This window comes from Mycolicibacterium holsaticum DSM 44478 = JCM 12374 (assembly GCF_019645835.1).
Taxonomy (GTDB): Bacteria; Actinomycetota; Actinomycetes; order Mycobacteriales; family Mycobacteriaceae; genus Mycobacterium; species Mycobacterium holsaticum.
The window spans coordinates 376,069-398,499 of record NZ_CP080998.1 but is presented as its reverse complement, the minus strand read 5'-3'; the positions used below and the strand labels follow the sequence as shown (position 1 = coordinate 398,499).

Below are 22,431 nucleotides of genomic sequence, written 5' to 3'. Positions count from 1 at the left end.
CGTAGATTCTGCACTGTGAGAATCCTGTGGCTTTTCGGTGCGGTCGTGCTGGTGCTCGCCGGGTGCTCGTCGGGCCCGCCGGAGTATCAGCCAGGACCCGGCGAATTGGTCGCCGGCACGGCGGAAGTGGCGGTCAACGGCCAGGAACCCGAGACCACCGCGGCCGTGCGGTGCGACTCGACCGGTCCGTTGACGACGATCACCACCGGCAACGAGACGTCGGGGGTGACGGCCATGGTGTCCAACGAGGACGCGCTGAAGGCGGAGAGCATCCGCATCAACGAGGTCGGCGGTTTCACCGGCAGCTACAACGCCGGGCTGGGCGACCCCGCCGATGTCACGATGACCGGGCGCACGTACGAGATCACCGGAACCGCCGAGGGATTCGACACCGACAACCCGAGTTTCCGGGTCCCCGGCACCTTCGCGATCCGGGTGTCCTGCTGACGCACGCACCCCGGTCCCGGCGACGTATCTGCTGGTCAACAGTCGAGATCTGACGGTTTTTTTCGGCGAAACGCGACAATCGGGCTGTTGTCGCGAACCATACTGACCGAGATGATCCGCCGATCTTGACGGGTCGCGACAACACAAAGGAGAACTGTCGTGAAGGTTGGATTAGTGGTTGCCGTCGGTGGCGCGGCCATCGTCATCGCGGGGCTTTCCGGCTGTGGGTCGGGCGACAAGAAGTCCGAGACCACCGGTGAGACGTCGACCGCTGCGGCGGCCCAGGGCAAGACGACCGTCACCATCGACGGCCAGGACCAAGAGGTTCAGGGCACCGTCGTGTGTAGTTCCATGGGCGGCAACACCAACATCGCGATCGGTGATGCGACCACCGGTATCGGCGCGGTGGTCAGCGAGGGCGATTCGCCGACGGTCCAGTCGGTGGGGCTGGGCAACGTCAACGGTGTCACGCTCGGCTTCCAGCAGGGCGCGGGTCAGGGTGACGCCAAAGCGGAGAAGGACGGCGACACCTACAAGATCAGCGGTACCGCGACGGGTGTGGATATGGCCAACCCGATGCAGCCGGTGAACAAGCCGTTCGAGATCGAGGTCACCTGCCCGTAAGCATTTTCGACCAGGCGGCGGCGTCCCGACGGGGCGCCGCCGTTCGTCGTATCAGGCCGGCAGCGTGTAGCCGGCCGCGGACTGACGCAGCTGCCAGATCTGCGCGGGGCACAGTTCGTTGACGGCCTGGTTGATCAGGTAGGCGCCCTGGTAGTAGTCGGCGGTGTGGAAGTCGGCCTTGACCTGGTCGACGAGCTCCCCGTAGCTCATCTTGGCCGCGACCCGGTCACAGATGGTGTTGCCGTAGCCGATGGCGGCATCGGCGTTGGGAAAGTTGTACCCCGGCCGCACGTGCACGTTGACGAGATACGCGACGGCGTCGGCGTTGGCGACAGGCACAACGACCATCGCGGCAGCGGCTCCCGCGGTGGCGATGGCGGCAATGGCGAACTTCATGGGTAGTGAGCCTATTCCGTTCCCCCCGACTGTGTGCTGCACATACGCTAAACCCATGAAGCTGATGGCTGCAGTGGCGATGGCGTGCGGGTTCGTGGCGGCACCGTTGATGACCGCGGCGACGGCACCGGCACTACCGCAGGTGTGCGACGGCGCCGGTTGCGTGCCGTACGTCGATCACACCGCCGTGGAGGGGCAAGCCTGCGTACAGAACACCCGCTACAACTTCGGCATGGACGCCGCGGGCAACACGCTCGCGTGCAGCGCGGAACGCACCTGGGTGGCGTCGCCGCCGTTGGTGGGTGTGCGGCCGATCCGGCTGCCGTGCGGGGAAGACCAGGGCGTCGCACAGTCACCCGACGGAGTTCCGCTCAGCTGCGTCGGCGGGGCGTGGACCTCTGACTACAGCGCGGCGTTCTAACGCTCAGTAGGCGCGCGCGGCGTAGGCCAGCGCGCCTGCGTCGTCATCCGCGTCGGGCAGTGACCCGTCCTCACGTTGCAGGCACCGGACCGTCACACCCGAAGCGGCCAGATCCTCTTCGCCGCCGGGACCGACCACCTCCCATGGCACCCGGGCGACGCCGGTCTGCGCGGCCTCGCGCGCCTCGTCGAGGGTCGCGCAGTCGGTGATCCGCGCCTCGGTGCGGGCGCCGGCCGCCGCGAGCATGTTCTGCTGGATGTCCCCGAGCAACCGCAGCACCGCGTCGACGACGCCGTCGAGGCCCACCGTGGTCTTCTCGCGGGTGTCGCGCCGGTAGAGCACCGCCGCGTTGCCGTCGAGGTCGCGGGGGCCGAGTTCGACGCGGATCGGCACGCCCTGCAGATCCCAGTCGGTGGCACGCCAGCCGAACGCCTGCTCGACGTCGGCGTCCAGCCTCACCCGCGCCCCGGCGGCCCGCAGCCGCTCCGCCAGCGCCGAACCGGCCCGGGTGACCGCGCCGTCGATGTCCTTGACCACCACGACCGCGACCTGCACCGGTGCCAGCGCCGGTGGGACGACGAGCCCGTGGTCGTCGCCGTGGCACATGATCAGGCCGCCCAGCATTCGCGTCGACGCACCCCATGAGGTGGTCCAGCACAGCTCGGTGGAGCCGGTCGCGCTGGCGTAAGTGATGTTGAAGGCCCGGCTGAAGCGCTGCCCGAGTTCGTGCGAGGTGGCCATCTGCAGCGCCTTGCCGTCGCGCATGATGCCCTCGCACGTCATCGTGTTCGCCGCCCCGGCGAAGCGCTCCCTGGCGGTCTTGCGCCCCACGAGCACGGGCACGGCCAGCACATTGCGCAGGAAGTCGTGGTACACGTCGCGCAGGATGGTGCGGGCGTAGTCGCGCGCGTCGTGTTCGTGTGCGTGCGCGGTGTGACCTTCCTGCCACAGAAACTCGGTGGTACGCAAGAAAGTTCGCGGCCGCAGTTCCCACCGCACGACGTTGGCCCACTGGTTGAGCAGCAGCGGCAGGTCGCGGTAGCTGTCGACCCACTTGGCCATGTACTCACCGATCACGGCTTCACTGGTCGGGCGGATCGCCAGCGGCTCGGCCAGCTCCTTGCCGCCGCCGTGGGTGACGACGGCCAGCTCGGGCGAGAAGCCTTCGACGTGCTCGGCTTCGCGTTCGAAGAAGCTCATCGGGATCAGCAGCGGGAAGTAGGCGTTCTGCGCGCCTGCCGCCTTGATCCGCGCGTCGATCTCGGCCTGCATCCGTTCCCAGATCGCGTAGCCGTTGGGCCGGATCACCATGGTTCCGCGCGCCGGACCGTTCTCCGCCAGCTTGGCCTTGGTCAGCACGTCCTGATACCAGCGGGGGAAGTCGTCGGCCGCAGGCGTCAGCACCGGCATCTGGTTTGCTCTTCCGTCGTCGGTATTTTTCGGGGTTTGCAGTGTCGAGATCGACAGCGTACGCGTGGCCTACGTGAGTTATCGGTCCAAGACGGGTACAACCACGGGCGTGGGCATCGAGGCGCAGCGTCGGCGGCCGGATCCACTGCGGATGGAAGTGCCGGCAACCGCGGATCAACTGGCCGAGATCCGTCGTCGCGTGTCGAGTTGGCTCGAGCCGCTGGTGTCGGGGGCTGCTGCCGCCGACATCGTGCTCGCCGTCAACGAAGCCTGCAGCAACTGCATCGAGCATGCGTACCGCGACGGCCCACCCGGCCTGATCGAGGTCGAGGCCTCGGTCGAGCCCGATTCGTCCGGCTGGCAGGTTGCGATCTGCGTCGCAGACTTCGGCACCTGGCGCGCCCCGCCCAGCCAGCCGACCACCCGCGGCCGGGGCCTTGCGATCATGTCGGCGCTCAGCGATGACGTCGACCTCGAGCGCACATCGGCGGGCACGACGGTGCGCATCACCTTCGCGCTGGCCGCGGTCGGCGGGGACGGTCAGCGGCCGGGCAGCCGCACCACCTGAACGAAGAACTCGTCGATCTGGCGCACCGCGTTCATGAACTGGTCCAGGTCGACGGGCTTGGTGACGTAGGCGTTGGCGTGCAGCTTGTAGCTGCGCAGGATGTCCTCTTCCGCGGAGGACGTGGTGAGGATGACGACCGGGATGTGGCTGAGGTCAGGGTCGGACTTGATGGTCTGCAGCAGCTGGCGACCGTCGTATTTGGGCAGGTTCAGATCCAGCAGGATGAGGTCCGGCCGCGGCACGTCCTGGTAGGGGGCGCGGCGGTAGAGGAAGTTCAGCCCCTCTTCGCCGTCGTGCGCGACGTGCAGATTGTTCTTGATCTTGTTGTGCTCGAACGCTTCTCGGGTGATCAGCTCGTCACCCGGATCGTCCTCGATCAGCAGCACGTCGATGGCGCGACCGTCTTCGGTGGTCATTGGGTGGATCCTTCCATGCTGGCTGCGACGGGTTCGTCTACAGCGACGGGGATGGTGAAGCGAAATCGCGTGCCGCCGGTGAAGGAGGTGTCGATCCAGATGCTGCCGCCATGGTGTTCGACGATCTTCTTGCACAACGCGAGCCCGATGCCGGTTCCGGTGTAGACGTCGCGGCCGTGCAGGCGCTGGAAGATCACGAACACCTTGTCCGCGAATTCCTCTGGGATACCGATCCCGTTGTCGGTGACCGTGATCAGCCAGGTGTCGTCCCGGTCGCCTGCACCCACTTCACACTCGACGATGATGCGCGGCGTCAGCCCTTCACGGTGAAACTTCACCGCGTTGCCGATCAGGTTCTGCCACAGCATCGTCAACAGCGTCGGGTCCCCGGTGACCCGCGGAAGCGGCTGTCCCCGACGCTCGATCTGGGCCCCGGATTCCTCGATGATGGTGGACAGGTTGCCGAGCGCGACGTCCAACGTATCGCTCAACTCGACCACATCGGATGTCGCGTTGAGCCGGCCCACCCGCGAGAACGTGAGCAGATCGTTGATCAGGACCTGCATCCGTTTGGCGCCGTCGACGGCGAACCCGATGTACTCCATGCCGCGTTCGTCGAGCTTGTCGCGGTAGCGCTTTTCCAGCAGCTGGCAGAACGCGGCCACCTTGCGCAGCGGCTCCTGCAGATCGTGTGACGCGACGTAGGCAAACTGCTCGAGTTCGGCGTTGGACCGCTGCAGGTCGAGGGCCTGCTCTGCCAGCTGCGTGCGGGCCGAGCGGGTGGTGTCGAGTTCGGCGATGATCCGCTGGCGCATGTCCTCGACGTCCGACGCGATGGCACGGATGTCCCTGGGCCCGCGCGGCACGATCTTCTCGTCGAAGTTGCCGCTGGTGATGACCCGGCACGAGCGCGCGAGCGCGTCCAGCGGACGGGTGACCGCCGCGCGCACCAAAAGTGCCAGCACGATGACGGTCAGCAGGATCGCCGCGACCACGGCGAGCAGGATTCCGTCGCGCCACATCTGCATCTGCTCGATGCGGTCGACGGCCGCTTGCCGGGTCTCGGCCAAATGCTGGTTCTGCACGTCGAACAACCCTCGAAGCGCGTCGAACTGCGCCTTGCCGCCCTCGGCCAACACGGTGTCGGGCACGTTCAGCGCGCCGGGCCGCACGCTGTTGATGAGCGGCTCTACATACGACGACCGCCACGCCGCCGCGGCCTGTTCGACAGCATCGAGATCGGCGAGAAGTTCGGCGCGGTTCCCCAAATATCGGCGAATGTCTTGTGCTGCAGCGAATTCAGCGTTCTGCCCGGTGTAGTACGGGTCGAGGAACTGGGGGTTGGCCGCGATGGTGTAGCCGCGCACCGCGGTTTCCTGATCGCGCAGCGCGGCCTGCAACTGGTAGGCCGCGATGCGTGCGGGTTGGATCTCGTCGGTCAGTCGCCACGATGCGTCGTCAGTGCGGTCGAGCAGCAGCACAACGCCGATCGCCCCGCCGAGTACCACGATGCCCATGATCGACAGCACCAGGTTCTGCCAGCCCTGCACCGTCGGCTGCCATCTCATCAGCTAGCCGTTCGCGCGACCCGTACGACCGCGATGTCGTCGCTGATGCCGCCGACGGACTGCGCGCGCTGCTCGACGTCGTCGATCAGCGCGCTGACGAACTCGGCGGGCGGCAGATGTGCGTAGCCCCGCGCCAGCTCGAGCAGCCCTTCTTCGCCGAGGCGCTCTCGGCCGCGCCCGGAGCGGCCCTCGAACAGGCCGTCGGTGAGCAGCACCAGACCGTGGCCGTCGGGCAGTTGGTAGCGGTTCAGCGGCCATTCGTAACCGTTGAGCCCCAGCGCGGGTCCGCACTCGGGCTGGATCCACTCCACCGTGCCCGGCCCGTGCAGCAACATGCCGGGGTGGCCGGCCGACACCACGTCGTAGCCCAACCCGTCAGGTTCCATCGCGACCGACACCACGGTGGCGAAGATGCTGGAACCGGGCCGTTCGGTGCTCAGAATTCGTTCGAGTTCACGCATCCGTCTGTTGCCGCGCAGCCCGGCGAAGGTCAACGCGCGCCAACCGATCCGCAGCGCCACGCCCAGGGCGGCCTCGTCGGGGCCGTGCCCGGCCACGTCGCCGACCATGACGTGCACGGTGCGGTCCGGGGTCTGGATGAAGTCGTAGAAGTCGCCGCCGAGCAGGGCGTGCTGACGGCTGGGTCGGTACTGGGCGACGATGTCGACCCCGGGTTGGTCCGATAACAGCGGTGAGGGCAGCAGGCCGCGCTCCAGCCGGGCGTTCTCCTCGGCCCGCAGCTCGCTGGCGTGCAGTTCGACGGCGGTCAACTCGGCGCGTTTGCGTTCCATCGCATAGAGCAGCGCGCGGTGCAACGCCTCGGGTTCGACCCGGCCCTTGACCAGATAGTCCTGGGCGCCGGCGGCCAGCGCGGACACCCCGAAGTGTTCGTCGTTCAGGCCGGTCAGCACGACGATCGGCAGCGTGGCGTCGTGTTTGGCGATCCGGTCCAACGCCTTGATGCCCTCGGCGTCAGGCAGGTTCAGGTCCAGCAGCACGCAGTCGGGCCGGCCGACGACAAGTTCCTGCTCGGCCTGTTCGATCGATTTGGCCCACGTCATTCGAATCGCGGCGTCGGCGTCGCTGACCAGTTCCTGGACCAACACCGCGTCAGCTCGGTCGTCCTCGACGAGGAGCACTGAGAATGGCCGGCTGCTGCCGCCCGTCGAAATCACATCGCCACCCGCTGACTCGGGGTCGTAAAGCGCACGCACCAGTAACCAGGCCTCCCACGTTGGTCACCGTGGTCGCCCTGACCCTTCTTTAGTGACGTTTCAGACAATAGCGGGCCTTCCCCACACCCGCCGATAAGTACGGTTTCCGTCCGGTCGGCGCTGGGGAGGGCGTTGGCGGTGGCGGAGGGATTTGAACCCTCGGACGGGGGTTACCCGTCACACGCTTTCGAGGCGTGCTCCTTAGGCCGCTCGGACACGCCACCGCGTTGCAGCTTACCGACCAGCGCACCGACAGCCCAAATGCGGCGGCTTGGGTGTGATTTCTTTCGCTCAGCGAAAGTTTTCACGCCCGAATCGCTGCCCAGCGAAGAACTGCTCGAGCGGCGCGGCGCACTCCTCGGCCAACACCCCGCCGCGCACCTGCACGCGATGCGTCAACCGCCGGTCGCGGACCACGTCCCACAATGAGCCCGCCGCCCCCGTCTTCGGTTCCCAGGCCCCGAACACCAGCCGCGCCACCCGCGCCATGACCAGCGCTCCCGCGCACATCGTGCAGGGCTCGACGGTGACCGCGAGCGTGGTGCCCGCCAGCCGCCAGCCGTCGCCGAGGGCAGCCGCGGCGGCCCGCATCGCGACGATCTCGGCGTGCGCGGTCGGGTCACCCAGCGCTTCGCGGGCGTTGGCGGCGCGGGCCAACTCGGCGCCGTCGGGCCCGATGATCACCGCGCCGATCGGCACGTCACGGGGTCCCGCACCGCGCGCGGCATCGAGCGCGGCGCGGATGAGCTCTTCGTCCGTCGTCCTCACGATTTGTGTGCGCTTACGAGCGGTACGCGCAACAAAACGCACACAAATCGCACGTCATCGGCCCAGGCGGTCGAGCACCTTCGACAGCTCATCGGCGAAGCCCATCTCGCGGGCGATCCGGCCCAGCTGCTCGTCGGCGTACAGGTCGGTCTCGTCGAGGATCACCCCGAGCACCCCGTCGGGGAGGCCGACGTCGGACAGCAGGCCCAGGTCGCCTTCCTCGAAGGGTTCGGCTTCGTCGAGGTCCTCCGGGCCGATGTCGGCGTCCAGCTCCTCGAGCACCTCGGCGGCGATGTCATAGTCCAGCGCGGCGGTGGCGTCCGACAACAGCAGCCGCGTGCCTGCCGGGGCGGGCCGGACGATCACGAAGAATTCGTCGTCGACGTCCAGCAACCCGAAGACCGCTCCGGCGCTGCGCAATTCGCGAAGTTCGGTCTCGGCGGCGGATAAGCTCGTCAGAGCCGCTCGACGCATCGGTGCGCAACGCCACTTACCGTCTTCACGCACGACCGCGACACCGAAGCCGTCCGGCGTATCGGTTTGCTCTCGTGCCGGCGCACGCTGTGCTCCCATGTCGGCTTACGGTAGTCGCCGACCAGGCCATTTACCAGGAGAGCACCTGGAGCCTGACGTCGGGCGATGCCACGAGATGTGCCAACCTGAACAGGTGACGAAAGCGCCGGTATGCGTGGTCGGCCTGGGATTGATCGGCGGCTCGGTGATGCGCGCCGCCGCGGCCGCCGGGCGGGAGGTTTTCGGCTACAACCGCTCGGTGGAGGCCGTCGCGGCCGCCAGCGCCGACGGCTACGACGCCACCGACGACATCGACGCGGCGCTGGCCCGGGCGTCTGACAGCAAGGCGCTCATCGTGCTGGCCGTTCCGATGCCTGCGCTGCCGCAGATGTTGGGCCACGTCACCGAGACCGCTCCCGAGTGCCCGCTGACCGACGTCACCAGCGTGAAAAGTGCTGTGCTGCAAGAGGTCCAATCTTTCGGGCTGCTCGACCGCTTCGTCGGCGGCCACCCGATGGCCGGCACTGCGCACTCGGGCTGGGCGGCCGGCGACGCCAGGATGTTCGTCGACGCGCCGTGGGTGATCAGCGTGGACGACCACGTCCGGCCCGACGTCTGGGCCCAGGTGATGGAGCTGGCGCTGGACTGCGGCGCGTTCGTCGTACCCGCCCGTTCGGACGAACACGATGCGGCGGCCGCCACGATCTCGCATCTGCCGCATCTGCTCGCGGAGGCGCTCGCCGTCACGGCGGGTGAGGTTCCGCTGGCGTTCGCGCTGGCCGCCGGGTCGTTTCGGGACGGCACCCGCGTCGCGGCCACCGCGCCGGACCTGGTGCGGGCGATGTGTGAGGCCAACGCCGAACAGCTGGTTCCGGTGCTGGACCGCACGCTGGAGCTGCTGAGCCATGCCCGCGACGCGCTGGTCGCCAAGAACCCGCTGAGCGATCTGGTCGACGCCGGTCACGCCGCCCGGGTGCGCTACGACAGCTTCGGCAGGCCCGAGATCGTGACGATCGCCATCGGGGAAGAGCGCTGGCGTGAGGAACTCGCCGCCGCGGGCCGCGCAGGGGCGGTGATCAGATTCGCTCTGCCAACCCTGGATAGTCGAGGGGGAAGCCCTCGGCGTCGACGGTGATCGTGGTGTCGGCGACCGGCGAGTGCAGTTTGATCCCGTCGGCCGCGCTGCTGTAGCTGATCATCGCGGTGGCCACCGAGACCTCCGGCAGCCGCACGTAGACCACCGGGCAGGTCACCGAGTCCGAGCGCTGATGCAGCCCGGTGCGCCGGATCGGCAGGGCGTTGAAGAACGGGCTGAAGACCACGTCGACGTCGAGTGCGCCGTCGAAGGCAGAGCGGGTCGACTGGCCGGTGTGGTCCTGCACCAGCCACATGTTCTCGTCGTCACGGGCGATCGACAGCTGGCGTTCCCGCTCGGCGAGGGTGACGGTGAGCGAGAGCCGGTTCGTTGCTCCGGCCTCGTCGGTCACCAGGTTGTAGGACGCGGAGAACGCCGGATGCGACGCGGTCGCAGCCGAAACGATCCGGCCGTAGGCCTTGATCCGGTTGCCGGCCAGCTGCACCCGCACCGACTCCATGCGCGCCACATCGTGGGCCTGCCACGTCAACATCGCCGGCCATGCGTTCTGGGCCGCATCGGTATTGCCTGCGTCGCTCACCCCTCTACGGTAAGCGACGGGTCCCCTCGCCCGTAGCGCGGCTCCGAACCACCGGTCGCGGGCACCCGCTGCCGGGATTCGAGCGCGACCTCGTCGTCGAGCAACGGCTGTGGCATGCGACGCAGTTTCTGTAACCGCCCGGAACCGGGCACCGACACCCAGACAGCGAACGCCAGCGCGGCGTCGAAAATCAGCGCCAGCGCGGTGACCATCAGCGCGCCGACCAACGCGATGTGGAACTGGCGCACCTTGATGCCGTCGATCAGGTAACGGCCCAGGCCGCCGAGGCTGGCGTAGGCCGCGACGGTCGCGGTCGCCACGATCTGCAACGTGGCGGTGCGCAACCCGCCCAGGATCAGCGGTAGCGCGTTGGGCACCTCGACGCGCAGCAGCACCTGCCGTTCGGTCATGCCCATCGAGCGGGCCGCGTCCACGACGGTGGGCTCCACGTTGGCGATACCGGCGTAGGTGCCTGCGAGCAGCGGCGGGATGCCCAGCAACATCAGCGCGACGGTCGGCGGGACCAACCCGAGGCCCCACAGCAGTACCCCGAGCAGCAGCACCCCCAGCGTGGGCAGCGCGCGCAACGCGTTGACGCCGGTGACGATGACGAACGTGCCCCGCCCGGTGTGCCCGATGAGCATCCCGATCGGGACCGCGATCAGCACCGAGAAGACCACCGCCAGCACGGTGTACTCCACGTGCTCACCGATGCGCGCGGCGATGCCCGCAGGCCCGCCCCAGTTGGCGGCGGTGAAGATGAACGACAGCGCGTCGGAAAGAAAGTCCATCGGGCTCATCCGGCGACCGCCTTGATCCGGTCGGCGCGGCTGATCCGCGCGGTGCGGGTCCAGGGCGTCGCCGCCCGGCCGGCGAGCATGATCAGGGTGTCGACGACGATGGCAAGCAGGAAGATCGCGATGATGCCCGCGATGATCTGATCGCTCTTGTTGGACTGGTAGCCCTCGGTGAACCAGGTTCCCAGCCCGCCGATGCCGATCACCGACCCGACCGACACCATCGAGATGTTGGTCACCGCGATGACGCGCAGGCTGGCGACGAGCACCGGAATCGACAACGGTAGTTCGACCTTGAGCATCCGGAACAGCGGGCGGTAGCCGACCGCGGTGGCGGCGTCGCGCACCGCCTCGGGCACGGCGTCGAGCGCTTCGGGCACCGCGCGCACCAGCAGCGCGCAGGTGTAGAGCGTCAGCGCGACGATGACGTTGGCCTCGTCGAGGATCCGGGTCGGGATGATCAACGGCAACACCACGAACAGCGCCAGCGACGGAATGGTGAAGATGATGCTCGCCGTCACGGTCGTCAACCGCCGAAGGTAGGCGGTCCGCTGCACCAGCGCGCCCAACGGCACGGCGATCAGCAGCCCGAGCACGATCGGGATCAACGACAGCCGCACATGGATCACCGTCAGAGCCCAGGCCGCGTCGAGATGGGTCAGCAGGTAGCGCACTAGCCGGCCCGCTGTTCCTTCAGCGCCGCCAGCACGTCGTCGGCCAGCACACCGCCGATCGGCTTACCGTCGGCGTCGACGGCCACCCCGACGCCCGACGGCGCCGACAGCGCGGCGTCGAGCGCCTGACGCAACGAGTCCTCGGGGGTGAACAGCGATCCGCCCGCGGTGGTGCTGTCGTAGAGCGAGCTGCCGTTGCGGTGCAACTGCACCCCGTCGGCGTCGATCCATGCATACGGGGTGCCGTCGGGCTTTTTGACCAGCACCCAGTCGCCCGGGCCCAAGGCGAGCGCGTCGACCTCCGCTTCGGTGACGGACCGGATGTCATGCAGCGGAAGGCCGGTGGAGTGACGGAACTGCAGGCCTCGGTAGCCGCGGTCGGCACCGATGAACCCCGCGACGAAATCGTTGGCCGGATTGGACAGCAGCCGGGCCGGTGCGTCGTACTGCTGCAACACGCCACCCCGACCGAATACCGCGACCTTCTCCCCGATCTTGATGGCCTCGTCGATGTCGTGGGTGACGAACACGATCGTCTTCTGCAGTTCGCTTTGCAGCCGCAGGATTTCGGTCTGCAGCTCTTCGCGGACCACGGGGTCCACCGCGCTGAACGGCTCGTCCATCAACAGGATCGGCGGGTCGGCGGCCAGCGCCCGCGCCACCCCGACCCGCTGCTGCTGGCCGCCGGACAGTTGGGCGGGATAGCGGTTGGCCAGCGCGGGATCCAGCCCGACGCGTTCGAGTACACCGAGTGCGGCTTTGCGTGCGGCGCGCCGGGATTCGCCTTTGAGCACCGGCACCGTTGCGACGTTGTCGACGACGCGTTGGTGCGGCATCAGGCCCGCGCTCTGGATGACGTAACCGATGCCCAGCCGCAGCTTCACGGGGTCGACGGCGGTGACGTCGTCGCCGTTGACGGTCAGCGTGCCCGACGTCGGGTCGATCATCCGGTTGATCATCCGCATCGAGGTGGTCTTACCGCAGCCCGACGGCCCGACGAACACCGCGAGCGTGCCCGTCGGCACCTCCAGGGTCAGATCGTCGACGGCGACGGTGCCGTCGGGATACCGTTTGGTGACGCCGTCGAAGACGATCATCCGCTGACCGGCTTGTCGAAGCCGTTGTCCTGGACCCATTTTCGGGCGGCCTCGTCGGGATCGACGCCGGCGTTACCCGAAACCGCGCTGTTCATCTCGATGAGCGCCTCGGTGGTGAGTTTGGCCGAGACCGCATCGAGCACGGTCTTGAGCTCGTCGGACTTCTTCTGCGAGCTGACCAGCGGCATGACGTTGGCGGCCGGGAAGTTGTTCTTGGGATCCTCGAGGACCACGAGGTCGTTCTGCGGGATCGCCGGTGCGGTGCTGAAGATGTTGGCGGCGGTCACGGTACCGTCGACCAGCGCGCGCACCGTCGCCGGGCCGCCGCCGTCGTTGATCGAGACGAAGTTGCCCCGCGGGATATCGAGGCCGTAGTTCTGTTTGAGCCCGGGCAGGCCCTCGGCGCGGTCGAGGAATTCCGAGGGCCCACCGAACTTGACCTCGGCGGAGTGCGCGGCGAGATCGCCGATGGTCTTGAGGTTCCACTTCTCGGCGGTCTCGCGGGTGACGGCGACGGTGTCCTTGTCCTCGGCCGGCGAGGGCGGCAGCATCGACAGGTCACCGGGAAGCACCCGCAGCAGGGCCAACTCGATCGCGTCGGGTTTCGTCACGGTCGACGTCGGGTCGAAGTAGTTCAACAGGTTGCCGGTGTATTCGGGGATCAGGTCGATGGAGTGGTCCCGGACCGCCGGGACGTAGGTTTCGCGGCTGCCGATGCCGAATTGGCGGGAGATCGTGAAGCCGTTGGCTTCCAAGGCCTGCGCGTAGATTTCGGCGAGGATCTTGCTCTCCGGGAAGTCCGCGGAGCCGACGGCGATCGTCTTGAGGTCCCCGGACACCGTTCCGCCGCCCAGCGGATTGGAGCTGCCGCAGGCGGTCAGCGCGGTGCCCACCAGCCCGAGCAGCAACGCCAGCACGGCCACCTTCCACCTGGCGACGTTGCCCATGCCTGGAGTCCTTTCGGCGCACTTGTCTGCCGACACTATCGACTGGTGGTTTCATTCGCCGTACGAAAGGGTCAAGATGGATCCATGACCAGCGATCCCGCGCGGCAGCCGGTACCCGAACCTGCCCGCGAGCCCTCAAGGGGAACCCCGCCTGAGGCGACCGGCACCGCGGGTGAGTACCTGCTGCACCCGGAGTCCGCGGTCAAGTTCACCCGCGCCGCGGCGCTGTGGTCGGCGTTGATCACCGGGTTCGTGATCCTGATCGTGCTGCTGGTGTTCATCATGCAGAACACCGACTCGACCACGATCAATTTCTTCGTGTGGGAGTGGAATCTGCCTGTGGGCGTGGCGATTCTGCTGGCCGCGGTGTGCGGCGGGCTGTTGACCGTCGCGATCGGCACCGCCCGCATGGTTCAGTTGCGCCGGGCGGCCAAGAAAAACCTAGGCGCCCGCGGCTAGTTCTGGCGTTTCCCCAGCGAGCTTGCCTTTGGCGAGTGCTTCGCTGCCCAGAAAGACGTCTTCCACGCGCGAATATTGCATCCGCACACCGACACGTTCGCGAGATGTACGTTAACGAGGAAAAGAGCGAGAGGCGGCCGCGTTAACGTACGTTTCGCGGAAAACCTGTGGCAACCCGCCGCGCTTAGGCCAGCGTCTTGAGGCCCTCGGCGATCAGCGGGCCGACCGCTTCGTCCACCTGCCCCGCATCGTCGGCGACGCCGCCGCCCATCCGGGCGCGGTAGGCGATGCCCGCGGCGATGATCGCCACCTTGAAGCACCCGAGCGCCAGGTAGAAGTCCCAGTTGTCCAGCGACTGACCCGACGCCGCCGCGTACCGGTTGGCCAGGTCGTCGACGTCGGGCATCAGCGGTGACGCCCACGCCGAGCTGGCGTGGATGACGTTGAACATCGGGTGGCGGTACACGCACATCAGCGCGGCATCGCTGATCGGGTCGCCGAGGGTGGACATCTCCCAGTCCAGCACCGCCAGCACCTTCGTGGCGTCGTCCGCGTCGAGCATCGTGTTGTCGATGCGGTAGTCGCCGTGCACGATCGAGCTGCGGCTCTGCGCGGGGATCGCCTCGGCCAGGACGCCGTGCAGGCGTCTGACGTCGGCGTCGTGGGGGTCGTCGTCCCGGCGCACCAGCTCCCACTGGCCGCCCCAGCGCCGGACCTGACGTTCCAGATATCCGCTGGGCTTGCCGAAGTCGCCGAGCCCGACCGCCTCCGGGTCGACGGAGTGCAGGTCGGCGAGCACCTTGATCAACGCGTCCACGCAGTCGCTGATCGCGGTCTTGTCGCCGAGCTGCTCGAGCTCGCTGGCGTAGCGCACCACCCGCCCGGACACGTACTCGACCATCTGGAACGGCGCGCCCAGCACGGCGTCGTCGTCGCTCATCGTCACCGCGGGCGCCACCGGGACCGGGGTGTCGGCCAGCGCGGCGACCACCCGGTACTCGCGGACCATGTCGTGTGCCGACGGGGTCAGGCCCTGCAGCGGCGGCCGTCGAAGCACCCACTTCGACGCGTCGTCGCGCACCAGGAACGTCAGGTTGGACCGGCCGCCGGCGATCAACTCGGCGCGCAGCTCACCGGCGCGGGCGATGCCGACCGAACGCAGATGACGGTCCAGTGCGGCGAGGTCCAGTCCCTCCGGGGAAGTAGTCACGGCCTTTGTCTACCACCTGCCTGATGGGCGGTTCGCGCAAGCGCTCACCACCGAAGGTTTCGCGGCAGCAGATCCCATACGTGTTCGGTGCCGTTCACCGACGCCACGTACAGCGGACCCTCGCGGGAGGACAGCAGCCGGGTGACGCCGGCGTAGTCGACATTGACGCACAGCACCTTCTCGGTGCGCAGGATCGTGTGCAGCAGGCCGTTGATCACGCCGCCGTGGCTGAACACCGCGACAGTGTCCTCGTGGCTGCCCGCGGCCACCGCGTCCTGGACGGCCTCGTTGATGCGGGCCAGGAACGCGCCCTCGTCCACGCTGCTGGGCAGGTGTCCGCTGGCCAGCCGGGCCAGCTCCTCGGGGAACTCCGCGGCGATCTGCTCGATCGGGATGTAGTGCGCGAGGTCCCGGTCGTATTCGGCGAGCCGCGCATCGATTTCGACCGGAAGGCCCAGCGCGTCGGCGACCGGCTGCGCGGTCTGGATCGCGCGGCGCTGCGGGCTGCTGAGCAGCCGGGTGATCGGGAACCGTGCCAGTGCGTCGGGCAGCCTCGCCGCCTGTTCGACGCCCTCTGCGGACAGGTCGGGATCGGAGCCCTGCCCCGGTTCACTGCGGTGCGGCAACGCATGCCGGATGAGTAGCAACTGCACCGTGACACCATAGAGCGATGGGATCCGACAAGGGATTTGCAGCTGACCTTTTCGATTTGACCGACCGGGTGGTGTTGGTCACCGGCGGCAGCCGCGGGCTCGGCCGGGAGATGGCGTTCGCGGCCGCGCACTGCGGCGCCGACGTGGTCATCGCCAGCCGCAAATACGACACCTGCGTGGCCACCGCCTCGGAGATCGCCGAGGCGACGGGCCGCAAGGCGTTCCCCTATCAGGTGCACGTCGGCCGGTGGGATGAGCTCGACGGGTTGGTGGCCGCCTCCTACGAGCAGTTCGGCAAGGTCGACGTGCTGATCAACAACGCGGGCATGTCGCCGCTGTACGAATCGCTGAGCTCGGTCACCGAGAAGCTGTTCGACTCGGTGATCAACCTCAACCTCAAGGGCCCGTTCCGGCTGTCGGCGCTGGTCGGGGAACGGATGGTGGCCGACGGCGGCGGGTCGATCATCAACGTCAGCTCCAGCGGGTCGCGGCGCCCGCAGCCCGCGCAGCTGCCGTATTCGGCGGCCAAGGCCGGGCTCAACGCGTTGACCGAGGGGTTGGCGCTGGCGTACGGGCCGACGGTGCGGGTCAACACGCTGATGCCCGGGCCGTTTCTGACCGACATCAGCAAGGCCTGGGACATTCCCGCGACGACGAAGGGTGCGCAGCACTTCGCGTTGAAGCGGCTCGGCAATCCACCCGAGATCATCGGCGCGGCTTTGTATCTGATGTCGGATGCGTCCAGCTACACCTCGGGGTCGATCATCCGCGTGGACGGCGGAATTCCGTAATCGGGCGGTCAGGGCGTGACGATGTTGAACGCCGGATCGGGCCGGTCCACCGCCGCCAGCAGCGACGTCAGCGCCGCACCGTCACCGGTGATCTTTAGGCCGGGCGAATCGTTGTCGCCGGCGGCAAACGCCAAGAGCCGCAACTTGTTCGCAAGCTTGACGGTGGCGTGCGCGGTGGCCTCGTCGGCGGGCACCTTGCGGTGCACCAGCACCCCGTTGCGCAACGTCAACCGGTAGTTCGTACCGGCGTCGAGGAACACCACGTCCACGGCGATGTCCAGATCCCATGCCCGGGGGCCGTTTACGTTGAGGGCGAGGCTGTCGAAGACCTGCTCCGGGGTGAGCTGGGCCAGCAGTGTCGGCGACGTCGACTGGGTGGCGGTGCCGAAGTTACCGTCGCGCAGTTCGGTGGCCCCGGACAGGAAGAAGTTGCGCCACACGGCGTTCTCCGCGCCGTAGGCCAGCTGTTCCAGCGTGTCGGCGTAGAGTTCGCGCGCCCCGCGATGGTTCTCGTCGGTGAAGATGACGTGGTCGAGAAGCGTTGCCGCCCAGCGAAAATCACCGGAGTCGAAGGCTTCTTTGGCGAGCTCGACGACGCGGTCGGCGCCGCCCATCGCCGCCACGTAGCGCGGCCCGATCGCGTCGGGCGGGTGCGGCCACAGCCGGCCGGGATTGCCGTCGAACCAGCCCATGTAGCGCTGGTAGACCGCCTTGACGTTGTGGCTGACCGAGCCGTAGTAGCCGTGGGTGTGCCAGGCCTTGTGCAGTGCGGGCGGCAACTGGAACTGCTCGGCGATCTCGACGCCGGTGAAGCCCTGGTTGAGCATTCGCAGCGTCTGATCGTGCAGATAGGCGTACAGATCTCGTTGCACCGACAGGTAGTCGACGATGCGGTCGTGTCCCCACGTCGGCCAGTGATGCGACGCGAACACGACGTCGGTGCGGCCCGCGAACGTGTCGATCGCCTCGGTGAGGTAGCCGGCCCACACGTGCGGGTCGCGCACCAGCGCGCCGCGCAGCGTCAACAGGTTGTGCAGGTTGTGCGTGGCGTTCTCGGCCATGCACAGCGCGCGGTAGCGCGGAAAGTAGAAGTGCATCTCGGCGGGCGCCTCGGTGCCCGGGGCCATCTGGAACTCGATCTCGACGCCGTCGACGGTGTGGGTCTCGCCGGTGTGTTTGATGTCGACGGTCGGCACGATCAACGCGACCTCACCGGTCGAGGTGCGTTGGCCGAGGCCGCAGCCGACCTGGCCCTGCACGCCGATCGGCAACGAGGTGCCGTACATGTAGGTGGCGCGCCGGGCCATCGCTGTTCCGGCATAGACGTTCTCCTGCACGGCATGTTCGGTGAAGTGCTCGGGTGCGATGACCGCGACCTTGCCCGCGTCGACGTCGGCCTGGGTGGTCACGCCGAGCACACCGCCGAAGTGGTCGACGTGGCTGTGGGTATAAATGACCGCGAGGACGGGCCGATCACCGCGGTGCGCGCGGTACAGGGCGAGCGCGGCGGCCGCGGTTTCGGTGGAGATCAGCGGGTCGATGACGATGACGCCGCTGTCGCCCTCGATGAAGCTGATGTTGGACAGGTCGAATCCGCGTACCTGGTAGATGCCCTCGACGACCTCGTATAGCCCTTGCTTGGCGCACAATTGGCTTTGCCGCCACAGGCTGGGGTGCACCGAGGTCGGCGCGTCGCCGTGCAGGAACGCGTAGGCGTCGTTGTCCCACACCACCCTGCCATCGGCGGCGGTGATCACGCACGGGCTCAGCGCCGCAAGGAATCCGCGGTCGGCGTCGTCGAAGTCTGCGGTGTCGCCGAACGGCAGGTCACTGAAGTGTGCGCGGTGCGCGGATTCGATGACGGCGGTCGGCGGCTTCTGTGTCATCCCGCCACGATATGCACCCGTCGACCGTGGCGGAGGTGGTTCACTGCACCCATGCAGATACGCCGAGTGGTCACCGGACACGACGCCGCAGGAAAGTCGGTGTTCGTCAGCGACGACACAGTGCAGCCCGCCCGCCCGGGGTTGATGCCTGGCGCCGAGTTCCATCAGTTGTGGGGCAGCGACAAGGCGCCAGAGTTTCCCGACGACGGCTCGATGCCGCAGTGGCACAGTTACTTTCCGCCCATCGGTGGCTTTCGCTTCGCGATGCTCACGCTGCCGCCGTCGCGCGGTTCCTCCGAAGCCCGGGCGGTGGACATGGAGAAGGCGCTCGCCGAGATCGAGGACCTGCTGCCCGGGATGCTCGGGTACATGGATCCCTCGGATCCCGGCATGCACACCACCGACACGATCGACTTCGAGGTGGTGTTGGAGGGCACCGTCGTCCTCGAACTCGACGACGGCGCCGAGGTGACGCTGCGGCCGGGCGACACCGTCGTACAGAACGGCACCCGGCACCGCTGGCGCAACCCCGGTGACATCCCCGCGCGGATGGCGGTGTTCATCTGCGGCGCCGCGCACGCCAGCGTGGCGCGCTGACCCGCACTATCCCCCGTGTTCTGCCAGCCAGCGTTCGGCGCGCCGGTTGGATGCGCGCGACAACCAGGCGTCCTGGATGAGTTCGGTCAGCTCGACACGGCCGATCTCGCCTAATCGGCTGGCGCGCACCAGAACCGACAGATGCCCGTCGAAGCGGTCGGTGGTGAAGAACGGTGAGTTGGGGTCCTGGACCAACGCCAGCTTGTCGGCCTCCGACTCCACCCAGATCATGATCACGTCGGGGTAGCGTTCACCGGTCTGCGGATCCTCGGCGTCGGGCTGCGGCGTGCGGAAGAACACGAACGACTTGCCGCCGACCTGGTAAATCGCGTTACCCTTCGGCCCTTCGATGCGGGTGGTGTGCGGCATGCCCGCGGCGATGTCGTGGACGTCGGCGACGCGGGCCGGCCGGTCACGCATGACGCTCGAGCGGGTGCACCAGCACATCGGACAGCGCCCCGTTGGCGACGGTTGCGGTCATGTAGGTGCAGAACGGTTGGCGCCGACGATCGGTGGGTGAGCCCGGGTTCAGCAGGCGCAGCCCGGTTTTCGCGGTGGTGTCCCACGGGATGTGGCTGTGGCCGAACACCAGCACGTCGGTGTCGGGGTACTGCTTTGCCATCCGCGCTTCGCGGCCGGTTGCGGCGCCGGTCTCGTGCACGACGGTGAAGCGCAGCCCGCCGAGGGTGACGTCGACGCGTTCGGGCAGCCGGCGGCGCAATTCGGCGCCGTCGTTGTTACCCCAGCACGCCACCAGATGCTTGGCCCGTTTCTCGAGCTTGTCCAGCAGCGAAGCCGCCACCCAGTCGCCGGCGTGCAGCACGACGTCGGCCTTCGACACTTCGTCCCACACGGTCTCGGGCAGATCGCGGGCCCGCTTGGGAACGTGAGTATCTGCGATCAGCAGGAGCCGCACGCCTCCAAGCTAGATGTTCTTCGCGGGGAGGTTGTGAACGTCGAGGCGTTCGATAGGTGTCTTGCCCTTGATGCCGGTGTGGGGTCGGTGGTGATTGTAGTGGTGAATCCATGCCTGGTAGGTCGCTGCGCGGGCCTCGTCGGTGAGGTAGGTCTGGGCGTAGGCCCATTCCTGGTTGAGGGTGCGGTTGAATCGCTCGACTTTCCCGTTGGTTTGCGGCCGGTACGGGCGGGTCTTCTTATGCTTGACATCGGAACCAAGCGCTTGGGCGAAAAGCTTTGAACGGTAACAGGATCCGTTGTCAGTCAGCACCGCTTTGATGACGATGCCATGCTCGGCGAAGGATTGTTTGGCCCGCTGCCAGAAGGCTACGGCGGTTTCCTTGCGCTCGTCGTCGAGAATCTCGGAGTAGGCCAACCGGGAGTGGTCATCGACGGCGTGATGCAGATAGGCATAGCCGCGGCCGTGCTTGTTGTTGTGCCGGTTGCCGATCGTGCGACCGAGTTTGCGATGCCCGCCACCATCGGGGATACGACCAAGCTTTTTGATGTCCACGTGCACCAGATCCCCCGGCGCCAGATGTTCATACCGGTGCGGGGTCGGCCGACGTACCGCCAGGCCGGTGTTGTGATCCAGATGGCGCAGCAGCGGCATCCGGTGACGGCGCAGCACCGCCTGCACCGTCGAGCGCGATAGGTGCAGGTGATAGGCAATTCGATGTGGTCCCCACCGGCGCGTGAAACGCAGGTTGATGATTCGACGCTCGGTCTTCTTCGGAGTCCGGTTCGGGCTGACCGACGGACGGCTGGAGCGATCGACCATCGCCGCCACGCCGCCGACGCGATAGCGCTCCGCCCACTTCTTCGCTGTGGTCGGTGAGCATTGGAACCGCTCAGCAGCCCGGCGCAGCGGCCAACCCTGATCCACGACACAGCGGGCCAGGCGCAGTCGCCCCTTCGGGGTCAACAAGGCATTAGCGTGAGACATGAGGACCTCTCGGTGATCGATGTGAGTGTGGTAACCACACCGATACCGGAGGTCCTCACCTACTTCCTCACGCCACGCCGTCCACAACCTGCCTGGTCATTACAGCTAGACGACGCGAAGCACGGCGCCGATCGCGAGGCCGACGACCAGCAGCGCACCGGCCAACCGCACGTGCACCCATGCCAGCGCGGCGTACCACAGCGGCCACACCGGGAAGTTGGGCGGCGGCTCGTCGGGCGGCGGGCGGCGGAAGTACGGCCACAGCTTGACCAGACGGGGCAGGGCGAGCAGGACCAGCAGCGCCGGCCACGGCATCGCGCCGAGTGCCACCGCGACGGCGACCAGAACGTAGAAGCCCACGAGCATCGCGAGGGTGGTGCTGCGGGCGCGGGTGGCGCCGAGCATGACGGGCAGGGTGCGGATGCCGCGGGGTTCGTCGTAGGGGATCTTGTCGATGTGCTTGCCCATCAACACGGTGGTGCACAGCAGGCCGTAGGGGATGGCAGCCAGCACGATGTCCCATCCGACGGAGCCGACAGCCGAGTAGTAGGTTCCGCAGACCATCAGCGGGCCCCACACGATCAGCACGTCGGGTTCACCGAGACCGCGTTTCTTCAGACGCAGGGGCGGCGCGGTGTAGGCGACGCTGAGCACGAAGCCGGCCAGCCCGAATGCCAGCACCGGCCAGCCGCGCGCCCAGGTGAGCACGACCAGGATCGCGAGGTCGGCGACGTTCACCGCGAGGATCGACAGCACCAGGGTGCGCTTGCTGACCAGTCCGGACAGCACCGGGTGCGGGGCGTACAGCGCCCGCGGATAGGTGGCCTCGTCCAGGCCGGTGCTGGTGTCGTAGAGGTCGTTCATCAGGTTGTTGGCGATGTGCGCCAGCACGATCCCGACGATGGCCAGGGTCAGCCAGCGCCAGTCCAGGCCGGGCTGCCCGACGGCCAGCAGCGCCGCGACGAGCCCGGCGAACAGGGTCATCGGCAACACCGCCGCGCGGGTGACTACCAGCCAGCGGGTGACGAAATCGATGCGCCCGTCCGGCGGCGGGTTGGTGGTGCGCAGCGCGTACATCCACGAACTCAGCCGCGAACGCGATCGGACCTCGGCCATTTGTCGATGGTAACGCGCCCCGAAATAGCACATACGGCTGTTCTGATGACGCCGCAACAGCCTTGGCTGCTATTTCGCGGCCGGAAGAAGAGCGCGCCCGAAGGGATTCGAACCCCTAACCTTCTGATCCGTAGTCAGATGCTCTATCCGTTGAGCTACGGGCGCATGTGTTCAATTGTTCGCGGAGGCGAGAGGATTTGAACCTCCGGTCGCCTTTGAGGGCGACAACTCATTAGCAGTGAGCCCCATTCGGCCGCTCTGGCACGCCTCCTGACGTTTA

27 protein-coding genes and 3 tRNA genes are annotated in these 22,431 nt (G+C 67.5%); 8 read left to right on the top strand and 22 right to left on the bottom strand.

Going from position 1 to position 22,431, the window contains the following annotated elements; translation table 11 throughout:
• The first annotated feature begins 15 nt into the window (after positions 1-15).
• Both K3U96_RS01930 and K3U96_RS01925 read left to right on the top strand, forming a co-directional pair.
• A complete protein-coding gene (locus K3U96_RS01930; RefSeq protein WP_220691886.1) occupies positions 16-447 on the top strand; it encodes a lipoprotein LpqH in 432 nt (143 codons plus the stop codon).
• A 159-nt stretch (positions 448-606) separates the two neighbouring features.
• Positions 607-1,071 (top strand): lipoprotein LpqH, encoded by a 465-nt coding sequence (locus K3U96_RS01925; RefSeq protein WP_069403419.1) that lies wholly within the window; start codon positions 607-609, stop codon positions 1,069-1,071.
• A gap of 51 nt (positions 1,072-1,122) precedes the next feature.
• On the opposite strand, the gene K3U96_RS01920 is transcribed toward K3U96_RS01925, so the two are convergent.
• Entirely contained in the window at positions 1,123-1,467 is a 345-nt protein-coding gene (locus tag K3U96_RS01920; protein ID WP_220691885.1) for a DUF732 domain-containing protein, read from the bottom strand.
• 55 nt (positions 1,468-1,522) lie between these two features.
• On the opposite strand from K3U96_RS01920, the gene K3U96_RS01915 reads away from it, so the two are divergent.
• The gene (locus K3U96_RS01915) at positions 1,523-1,888 is read left to right on the top strand and encodes a hypothetical protein (protein ID WP_069403417.1); all 366 of its coding nucleotides are present in this window, start codon (positions 1,523-1,525) and stop codon (positions 1,886-1,888) included.
• A 3-nt stretch (positions 1,889-1,891) separates the two neighbouring features.
• Here the strand turns inward: K3U96_RS01915 and proS are convergent, their stop codons facing one another.
• Positions 1,892-3,298, bottom strand: coding sequence for a proline--tRNA ligase (gene proS / locus K3U96_RS01910; protein WP_220691884.1), 1,407 nt, complete (start codon positions 3,296-3,298; stop codon positions 1,892-1,894).
• Between the two features lie 109 nt (positions 3,299-3,407).
• Here proS and K3U96_RS01905 point away from each other — a divergent pair, with 109 nt between their 5' ends.
• A complete protein-coding gene (locus K3U96_RS01905) occupies positions 3,408-3,866 on the top strand; it encodes an ATP-binding protein (RefSeq protein WP_220691883.1) in 459 nt (152 codons plus the stop codon).
• On the opposite strand, the gene K3U96_RS01900 is transcribed toward K3U96_RS01905, so the two are convergent.
• From K3U96_RS01900 to K3U96_RS01875, 6 genes are all read right to left on the bottom strand, one after another.
• A complete protein-coding gene (locus K3U96_RS01900) occupies positions 3,839-4,282 on the bottom strand; it encodes a response regulator (protein ID WP_069403414.1) in 444 nt (147 codons plus the stop codon). The genes K3U96_RS01905 and K3U96_RS01900 overlap by 28 nt on opposite strands.
• Positions 4,279-5,850, bottom strand: a complete 1,572-nt coding sequence (locus K3U96_RS01895; RefSeq protein WP_220691882.1) for a sensor histidine kinase — start codon at positions 5,848-5,850, stop codon at positions 4,279-4,281. The genes K3U96_RS01900 and K3U96_RS01895 overlap by 4 nt, the downstream gene beginning before the upstream one ends.
• Positions 5,850-7,064, bottom strand: coding sequence for a PP2C family protein-serine/threonine phosphatase (locus K3U96_RS01890; protein WP_372514907.1), 1,215 nt, complete (start codon positions 7,062-7,064; stop codon positions 5,850-5,852). Before K3U96_RS01890 ends, K3U96_RS01895 begins: the two co-directional genes overlap by 1 nt.
• Positions 7,065-7,197: 133 nt before the next feature.
• Positions 7,198-7,288, bottom strand: a tRNA-Ser gene (locus K3U96_RS01885).
• A 67-nt stretch (positions 7,289-7,355) separates the two neighbouring features.
• The gene (locus K3U96_RS01880; RefSeq protein ID WP_220691881.1) at positions 7,356-7,832 is read right to left on the bottom strand and encodes a nucleoside deaminase; all 477 of its coding nucleotides are present in this window, start codon (positions 7,830-7,832) and stop codon (positions 7,356-7,358) included.
• Between the two features lie 54 nt (positions 7,833-7,886).
• Positions 7,887-8,405 (bottom strand): tRNA adenosine deaminase-associated protein, encoded by a 519-nt coding sequence (locus K3U96_RS01875; protein WP_069403410.1) that lies wholly within the window; start codon positions 8,403-8,405, stop codon positions 7,887-7,889.
• A gap of 94 nt (positions 8,406-8,499) precedes the next feature.
• Here K3U96_RS01875 and K3U96_RS01870 point away from each other — a divergent pair, with 94 nt between their 5' ends.
• On the top strand, positions 8,500-9,480 hold the full coding sequence (locus K3U96_RS01870) for a prephenate dehydrogenase (protein ID WP_230982335.1): 981 nt from the start codon (positions 8,500-8,502) through the stop codon (positions 9,478-9,480).
• Here K3U96_RS01870 and K3U96_RS01865 read toward each other — a convergent pair.
• From K3U96_RS01865 to K3U96_RS01845, 5 genes are read right to left on the bottom strand one after another with little or no spacing between them, the layout of a single operon-like run.
• Positions 9,422-9,973, bottom strand: coding sequence for a putative glycolipid-binding domain-containing protein (locus tag K3U96_RS01865; RefSeq protein WP_205871074.1), 552 nt, complete (start codon positions 9,971-9,973; stop codon positions 9,422-9,424). The two genes, K3U96_RS01870 and K3U96_RS01865, sit on opposite strands and share 59 nt — an antisense overlap.
• 44 nt (positions 9,974-10,017) lie before the next feature.
• Positions 10,018-10,812 carry an ABC transporter permease gene (locus K3U96_RS01860; protein WP_220693361.1) on the bottom strand — a complete coding sequence of 265 codons (795 nt, stop codon included), beginning with the start codon at positions 10,810-10,812 and terminating at the stop codon, positions 10,018-10,020.
• Positions 10,813-10,817: 5 nt separating this feature from the next.
• A complete protein-coding gene (locus K3U96_RS01855; protein WP_069406544.1) occupies positions 10,818-11,492 on the bottom strand; it encodes an ABC transporter permease in 675 nt (224 codons plus the stop codon).
• On the bottom strand, positions 11,492-12,589 hold the full coding sequence (locus K3U96_RS01850; RefSeq protein WP_220691879.1) for an ABC transporter ATP-binding protein: 1,098 nt from the start codon (positions 12,587-12,589) through the stop codon (positions 11,492-11,494). The genes K3U96_RS01855 and K3U96_RS01850 overlap by 1 nt, the downstream gene beginning before the upstream one ends.
• Positions 12,586-13,536, bottom strand: coding sequence for an ABC transporter substrate-binding protein (locus tag K3U96_RS01845; RefSeq protein ID WP_220691878.1), 951 nt, complete (start codon positions 13,534-13,536; stop codon positions 12,586-12,588). Before K3U96_RS01845 ends, K3U96_RS01850 begins: the two co-directional genes overlap by 4 nt.
• 84 nt (positions 13,537-13,620) lie before the next feature.
• On the opposite strand from K3U96_RS01845, the gene K3U96_RS01840 reads away from it, so the two are divergent.
• Positions 13,621-13,995, top strand: a complete 375-nt coding sequence (locus K3U96_RS01840; protein ID WP_069406547.1) for a LapA family protein — start codon at positions 13,621-13,623, stop codon at positions 13,993-13,995.
• Between the two features lie 184 nt (positions 13,996-14,179).
• Here the strand turns inward: K3U96_RS01840 and K3U96_RS01835 are convergent, their stop codons facing one another.
• Both K3U96_RS01835 and K3U96_RS01830 read right to left on the bottom strand, forming a co-directional pair.
• Positions 14,180-15,205 carry a phosphotransferase family protein gene (locus K3U96_RS01835; protein ID WP_220691877.1) on the bottom strand — a complete coding sequence of 342 codons (1,026 nt, stop codon included), beginning with the start codon at positions 15,203-15,205 and terminating at the stop codon, positions 14,180-14,182.
• A gap of 44 nt (positions 15,206-15,249) precedes the next feature.
• On the bottom strand, positions 15,250-15,858 hold the full coding sequence (locus K3U96_RS01830; protein WP_220691876.1) for a histidine phosphatase family protein: 609 nt from the start codon (positions 15,856-15,858) through the stop codon (positions 15,250-15,252).
• 17 nt (positions 15,859-15,875) lie between these two features.
• On the opposite strand from K3U96_RS01830, the gene K3U96_RS01825 reads away from it, so the two are divergent.
• Entirely contained in the window at positions 15,876-16,649 is a 774-nt protein-coding gene (locus K3U96_RS01825) for an SDR family NAD(P)-dependent oxidoreductase (protein WP_220691875.1), read from the top strand.
• Positions 16,650-16,657: 8 nt separating this feature from the next.
• Here the strand turns inward: K3U96_RS01825 and K3U96_RS01820 are convergent, their stop codons facing one another.
• Positions 16,658-18,535 (bottom strand): alkyl/aryl-sulfatase, encoded by a 1,878-nt coding sequence (locus tag K3U96_RS01820; RefSeq protein ID WP_220691874.1) that lies wholly within the window; start codon positions 18,533-18,535, stop codon positions 16,658-16,660.
• Positions 18,536-18,586: 51 nt separating this feature from the next.
• Between K3U96_RS01820 and K3U96_RS01815 the strand changes: the two genes are divergently transcribed.
• Positions 18,587-19,132: a cupin domain-containing protein gene (locus tag K3U96_RS01815; RefSeq protein WP_220691873.1), complete on the top strand. Its 546-nt coding sequence runs from the start codon at positions 18,587-18,589 to the stop codon at positions 19,130-19,132.
• A 6-nt stretch (positions 19,133-19,138) separates the two neighbouring features.
• On the opposite strand, the gene K3U96_RS01810 is transcribed toward K3U96_RS01815, so the two are convergent.
• The 6 genes from K3U96_RS01810 to K3U96_RS01785 all read right to left on the bottom strand — a co-directional run bounded on the left by K3U96_RS01810 (position 19,139) and on the right by K3U96_RS01785 (position 22,422).
• Positions 19,139-19,552 carry an MmcQ/YjbR family DNA-binding protein gene (locus K3U96_RS01810; protein ID WP_069405172.1) on the bottom strand — a complete coding sequence of 138 codons (414 nt, stop codon included), beginning with the start codon at positions 19,550-19,552 and terminating at the stop codon, positions 19,139-19,141.
• Positions 19,545-20,048 (bottom strand): metallophosphoesterase family protein, encoded by a 504-nt coding sequence (locus tag K3U96_RS01805; RefSeq protein ID WP_220691872.1) that lies wholly within the window; start codon positions 20,046-20,048, stop codon positions 19,545-19,547. Before K3U96_RS01805 ends, K3U96_RS01810 begins: the two co-directional genes overlap by 8 nt.
• A gap of 9 nt (positions 20,049-20,057) precedes the next feature.
• Positions 20,058-21,035 carry an IS481 family transposase gene (locus K3U96_RS01800; protein ID WP_220693360.1) on the bottom strand — a complete coding sequence of 326 codons (978 nt, stop codon included), beginning with the start codon at positions 21,033-21,035 and terminating at the stop codon, positions 20,058-20,060.
• Between the two features lie 105 nt (positions 21,036-21,140).
• On the bottom strand, positions 21,141-22,151 hold the full coding sequence (locus K3U96_RS01795) for a prenyltransferase (RefSeq protein ID WP_069405174.1): 1,011 nt from the start codon (positions 22,149-22,151) through the stop codon (positions 21,141-21,143).
• Between the two features lie 92 nt (positions 22,152-22,243).
• Positions 22,244-22,316: transfer RNA gene (locus tag K3U96_RS01790), tRNA-Arg, on the bottom strand.
• A 17-nt stretch (positions 22,317-22,333) separates the two neighbouring features.
• Positions 22,334-22,422, bottom strand: a tRNA-Ser gene (locus tag K3U96_RS01785).
• Between the last annotated feature and the right edge of the window lie 9 nt (positions 22,423-22,431).